Here is a 6723-nt window from a genome sequence, read left to right as displayed (position 1 = left end):
CCCTGTCTGATAATCAAGTCGCTTAAAGTAAAAAAAATGAAACCCGTTAGGGTTTATTTCGTATGCAAAGCTTTAAATTCCCTATACGTAGTCTTTAGAAAAAAGAAACAACCCCTACTATAATTGACATTGTATAAACTTAGCTTGATAGCGATGTGGCGTACCCCTAATAGAGGACATTGTTCTAATTAGAACAATGTCCTCTATCTAATAACAATCCTAAATACCACCAATAACAAGGTACACACTCCCTCGCCATTAAGCGAAGAAATATAATAACATAAAATAAAAAATTCACATTTTATTATTTTGGAGCGTAATAAAACTCGTAATTTAATAGGCATTAAACAAGTATTTGTTAAAACAAGTAACTATTTATAGAGGTTGATAAGAAAGTTCTCAAATTAAATCTAATACAAAATCCATTTTTTCGTTCTTTTTAATACCTAGGTCTTCAAATAAAACGCCATTTTTAATTACCATACTTGGTTTTGATAAATTTTTAATATTTTCCATAGGATTACTTGGTAGTATCAATAAATTTGCCCTCTTCCCTTCATCTATTGTACCAACTTGTTTATCAATTCCTAAAATCTCCGAGTTACTTTTAGTCACCAAATGTATTGCTTTTTCTTCAGTAATACCCCCAAAACGAATGATATGATCTAATTCTCGCCATAAATCATAGTGTGATACATAGGCCATTGCTGCATCGTTTCCTGCCCCTACACTAATTTCATTCTCAATGGCTTGTTGAAAACTAATTAACATGTCTTCATAAACAATTTTTGCATTTTCAAAAAGTACATCATTAATGTTTGTTTTACTTCTATCCAGTAATGCATAGGGATAAGCAGCTTGAAACGTTGGGATAAGTGATGTATATCCTCGTAAAGCATTTGGATTCTGTTTATAAAGAGAGATGATTTCATCATCCATTTGAGCACCATGTTCAATCGTATCTACACCGCCCTTTAAAGCAATCCTAACTCCTTCAGTGCTTTCTACATGAGCTGCAACCATCATTCCAATTTTATGTGCTTCTTTACAAATAGCAAAGACTTCTTCTTCAGTTAATTGAATTCTCCCTGCTTCGCCAATCGTTTTTGCATCAGTAACGCCACCAGTTACACAAATTTTAATCAAATCCACACCTTGGCGTACATTTTTACGTACATTCTTCACACCGTCCCAAGGACCGTCAGTTTCTAGCGCTAAATATGGTGCACCATGACCACCTGTAGCACTAATAAAGAAACCTGAGACAAGTAAATCTGGACCAATAACTTTTTCAGTTTGTATATCATCGCGTAGTTTCACATCTTGATAAAAAAATTCCCCAACAGAGCGCATTGTGGTTACGCCAGACTTCAATGCAACTAAAGCATTTTTCTTCATTCTATTATAAATAAACTTCTTTCCGAATCTTGTATCCAATAACTTAATTCCAAAATTCAGTACATCTTCACTAAAAGATAGTCCTGTAGGGGTTCCATCAGAAAATAAATGCGCATGTGCATTTATAAGTCCTGGCATAACAAATTGATGTTTAATATCAATTTTTTCGTAGTCACTGGGAACAATTACACTTTCTGAATTTCCGACCTTTTCCATGAAACCTTCGTTATTAATGAGAATAACCATGTTTTTTTCTATTTCTCGATTCAAATCACCATTTATAACTGTACAATTCATCAACGCTGTTTTCTTCTTCATATAATTATCATCCTCGCCTGAAAAGTAAATTAATAATTTTGATAAATTAACAAGATTTTAACTATATTCTTTTTATATCCTCTCCTAATAAACCTTATTTTTTATAAGAATTTCTCTTTATTCTTCCAAAATTGATAAATCAAATTCCTATATGTGAATCCATTAATAAATAAGGTGTGAATTGAACTAATATATATTACTATTAAATTTCAGAATTTAAACGCTAACTGAAAGAAAAATACCAGTAGTAGTTGACCACAAACTCATATATTAAATTTTTTGAAATTTCCCCCTTTAAATTGTTCTATTTAGAGGTATTTTATCCTTTTCTAAATAAACCTAATACTTCTGCTGATTCTGTAATATTTACAAAAGCTTGTGGATCAACTTCAGAAATTATAGCTTTAATTCCAGATAGCTCTTCTCGAGAGATTACAGTCATTAATACATGCTTTTTCTCATTTGAGTATGCGCCTTCTCCATTCAGCAAGGTTATACCTCGTACAAAACTAGAAAGAAGTGTTTCTTTCATTTTTTCTAAATGACTTGTTACAATCATCAAAGTAATTTTTCGATGTTTTGTATGAATTGCATCAATTACTTTTCCTGTAACATAAATGGATAATAAGCTATTTAAAGCAATATCCCAATCAAAAAACAATCCAGAAATAACAACTATAATCGTGTTGAGCACGATTAAAAATTTGCCAAGCTGAATATCTTTTTTTCGTGAAAGCAACATACCGATAATATCAAATCCACCTGTTGAACCATTGCAATTAAAAACTACACCAATACCAACCCCAGCAACTACACCACCAAATAATGAAGAAAGTAGTACATCGCTTGTCACTGCATGTATAGGAATAGCGTATAATGCTGCGGAAAATGTGATAACTGAGACAATTGTGTAACTGATAAATCGTTTCCCTAAGCTAACATATCCCACAATCAGTATTGGTAAATTTAATAAAAAGTTTACCACCCCAATATTAAAAGGTGTTAAGATTCCAATGATAATTGCAACTCCACTAATTCCACTACTTAAAATTTCATGTGGAACTAGGAAAAGATTAAAAGAAAGTGCTGTAATGACAGAGCCAAAAATCACTCCAAGTAATCGATACATATCTTCACCTTCCTTCACCAAAATGTAATTAATAGCAGCCTCTTCGCCTTGACTTAATATTAAATAATATTGATAATTATGAGAAATACTTAAAAAGTATCTTATTAATACCTTTTAGGTATAACTAATTGGAAGGAAGGAAAGGAAATGGAACTGAGACACATCCGATATTTTTTAGCTCTGGCAGAGGAACTTAATTTTAGTAGAGCTGCGGAAAAACTACACATTGCCCAACCACCTCTGAGTAAGCAAATAAGGGAATTAGAGGAGGAACTTGGGGCGAAATTATTTAATCGGACAAAGCGTCATGTTGAGTTAACAAGTGCTGGAAAGGTGTTTCTAAATAAAGCTTATCAAATCCTTGATCAAGTTGAACAAGCGTGTATTAGCACCAGATTAACTTCTACTGGATTTGAAGGTGAACTTGTAATGGGGTTCAGTGGCTCAGTGCAAGACCTTATTCACACCATTCAAGAATTCCGTGAACAATACCCTGCGATTGGAATCGTATTACAACAATTAAGTACCCCCCTCCAAGTTAAAGCTTTACATGAAAAAAGAATTGATATAGGTATAGTAGCTGCCCCGGTAAATAGCAATAAAATTCATGTAAAACCAATCCAAAAGGCATGCTTAAAGGCTATAATTCCCGAAAAACACCCTCTTGTTTCTAAACAAGCAATTTTTATTGGTGATTTGGTGAACGAACCCTTTATTATAACAACTAAATCAACAGCCCCATTTTATTATGATACTTTTATGAACCTATTCAAAAACGTGGGATTCTCACCAAAGATCATCATGCAAGCTAATGATCTTCAAACTGTTTCATCATTAGTCGCAAATGGTATGGGAATTGCCTTGTTGCCCTCAACAATTCATCCATTAAGTGGTATCGTACAAAGAGAAGTTGAAGATATAGATATAACAATTGAAGCGTCATTTGCATGGCTAAAAGATAATCAATCTGAAATACTACATAAATTTTTAAAGTTTTATTTTGATTTGCATAATAATGATTAAGTATTTGGTAAGATAATACATGATTGAACTGCTACAATCTTCTTATCCTGAAAAACGATATTTCCGCAAAACAGTGGCATTTTAAAGAGGTACAATAAAGCACAAAGTAAATTACCTTAAAATTTGGGATTGGTTATGCTATGACATTGAGGACTCACCTGAGGTAAGGAAGATAAAAAGTATTACTGGATGAATAGGGTTGTTTAATTAGAAGAATATAAACACAAAGTGGGCGCACCATATCGCTATCAAGTAAATAAAACAAAATTCCCCTAAAATAAAAAATACGTTATTCTTTCTGTAGAATCATAAGAAAGGATAGCGTTTTTTGTATGTCTATTTCTGCGTCTGACGAACTACAACTATTCGCACAGGAGATTCAGAGCCTCTTATCCCAAAATACCTTACAGGATCTAGCTAGAGATGTTGGTTTTGTACAACGAACTAGTAAGTATCAAGTGAAAGATTTAGTCGCTTTATGTGTATGGATGAGTCAAAATATCGCTGCGACTTCTTTAACTCAGTTATCTAGCTGTGTAGAAGTATCAACAAAAGTACTCATCCGTCCTGAGGGACTGAATCAACGATTTAATAAAGCGGCTGTCCAATTCTTACAACACATACTAGCTGAACTACTAAACCAAAAATTGGCCTCATCTATGCTCATTTCTTCTCCATATACTTCTGTTTTCAAGCGTATCCGTATTTTAGATTCAACTGCATTTCAACTCCCAGATTCCTTTTCATTTGTTTATCCGGATGCAGGAGGATGCAACCATACAGCGGGAGTGAAGATTCAGCTTGAGTATGATTTATTAAGTGGACAATTCCTTCATATTCATACAGGTCCAGGTAAACAACATGATCGAACCTACGGTTCCCTGTGTGTCCCAACTATAACAGCGAATGATTTATGTATCCGAGATTTAGGCTATTTTCATTTGAAAGATCTTCAACATATACAAAATAAAAAGGCTTACTATATTTCACGTATCAAATCGAATACACGTATTTATCAAAAAAATCCTAAACCCGATTATTTTCAAGATGGCAGAATCAAAAAAGGTACGGAGTATATCCAGATAGATATAGAGTTTTTAATGAACTCACTTCAGCCAGGACAAACATGCGAAATATCCAAAGCTTATGTAGGAATGACTGATAAAGTCCCTACTCGTGTGATTGTTCATCGACTAACAAATGAACAACAACAAAAACGATTACGCGATCAAACTGTAAGAGAAAAAAAGAAAGGAATGAAGTATTCTCCTCGTAGTAAGCGACTCAGTGGTATCAATGTGTATATGACAAACACCCCTACAGATATTGTCCCAATGGGACAAGTACATGATTGGTATTCGTTACGTTGGCAAATCGAGATTTTATTTAAAACGTGGAAATCATTCTTTCATATTCATCATTGTAAAAAGATAAAACGAGAACGTTTGGAATGTCATTTTTATGGGCAACTGATTGCCATTCTCCTCTGTTCTTCTACCATGTTTCAAATGCGGCAATTACTTCTTATGAAAAAGAAACGAGAACTGAGTGAATATAAGGCCATATATATGATTAAAGATTACTTTCTTCTTCTTTTCCAAGCTATACAGAAAGACACCCAAGAGCTATCAAAGATTCTAATTCGCCTGTTCAACCTCCTACAGCAAAACGGGCGAAAATCCCATAGGTACGAGAAGAAAACAGTCTTTGATATATTAGGTGTCTTTTACAATTGTACCATGTCTCATAATCATGCAGCTTAAATTTAAAAAATCAAAACCCAATAGGGTTTATTTCGTATGCAATTCATTAAATAATATACAATTAGTCTTTTAAAAATAGATATCTTCTCACCCGAAGTTGATTTTACATAAACTTAGCTTGATAACACTCTGGCGCTATTCCTTTATAAATTGTGATTAGATAATTTATGTGATGGTGACAGTATTATTTGTTACAAGAAGCAAGTGCTCTTTTATTTACGATAAAATGGAATTATTATCATTTATTTCTCAACATTTAATATATTGAATTAAATTTTCTTTATTGGTATTATTATGGAGACAGTTTGTTTCTAGTGCTTTAGTTTAAGGACCTGTTTTAATACATCAGGTCCTTCTTAATTTTCTCACTAATAAAATATTTTTTTAACTAGATCAACATATTTTATTGTATAAAGACTTTACACCCATGGAAATCTACCTCTTTTAGGATTATGCTTATATGCTTGTTCTTCCTACTTGCTATGAAATAACAGTTTTGTTTCGTTTTTTATACACCTAAATTTCCATCAACATCCCCATTTATTTCAAAATCATTCAAGTCTTTAATAAGATACAGCTTTAATAAGCTAGCAAATCCCTCAGTCTTAACTACCAAACATGGATATAACCAACCATAGTATCTTCAATTATTTATATATTTTCACTTTCTACTTGAATACTACCCAAATCAACTCTCTATAGATCCAATTTAAGTTTTTCAAAGGTTTGCATACCAAATGAACTCTACCTGGTTTCAATTTTTAAAATTATGCTATACGATTGTAAAACATAGAAAAATTTTACACAGCGCCTAAAATATAAAGGCTAACTCTTTCTCATTTCTTTAGAATTTCCGTCGGCTTTTCTATAAGAAATTAAACAGCTGTGTTAATAGCCTTATTAATTCTATAGTTTCGTTTATCAGAGATACACTTACTTAAGATACACACTAGCTAAATGTTTTAATACTTGAAAATGGATATTGGAGAATTTGAAATAACTGAGGTTTTATAAACTTTTTAAAAAGTAGTAAATGATTATAATAATCATTTTGACTAGTAGTTTAAATTATAAATAAAAAGAGAAGAACCC

General features: G+C 32.4%; 4 protein-coding genes. 2 read left to right on the top strand and 2 right to left on the bottom strand.

Annotated elements, in window-relative coordinates; all coding sequences use genetic code 11:
* Window positions 1–399: 399 nt before the first annotated feature.
* Entirely contained in the window at window positions 400–1716 is a 1317-nt protein-coding gene (locus RBB48_RS31315) for a metal-dependent hydrolase family protein (RefSeq protein ID WP_306008836.1), read from the bottom strand.
* 319 nt (window positions 1717–2035) lie between these two features.
* Window positions 2036–2845, bottom strand: coding sequence for a YitT family protein (locus RBB48_RS31310; protein ID WP_306008835.1), 810 nt, complete (start codon window positions 2843–2845; stop codon window positions 2036–2038).
* A gap of 147 nt (window positions 2846–2992) precedes the next feature.
* Between RBB48_RS31310 and RBB48_RS31305 the strand changes: the two genes are divergently transcribed.
* Complete coding sequence (locus RBB48_RS31305; protein WP_306008834.1) at window positions 2993–3868, top strand: LysR substrate-binding domain-containing protein; 876 nt, start codon at window positions 2993–2995, stop codon at window positions 3866–3868.
* A 332-nt stretch (window positions 3869–4200) separates the two neighbouring features.
* Window positions 4201–5631 (top strand): IS4 family transposase, encoded by a 1431-nt coding sequence (locus tag RBB48_RS31300; protein WP_306008833.1) that lies wholly within the window; start codon window positions 4201–4203, stop codon window positions 5629–5631.
* The last annotated feature ends 1092 nt before the right edge of the window (window positions 5632–6723 follow it).

Source organism: Bacillus sp. MMSF_3353, assembly GCF_030733445.1.
GTDB lineage: Bacteria > Bacillota > Bacilli > Bacillales > Bacillaceae_G > Bacillus_A > Bacillus_A wiedmannii.
Note: the sequence above shows the minus strand (reverse complement) of the source record. Positions and strands in the feature narration are given on the sequence as shown.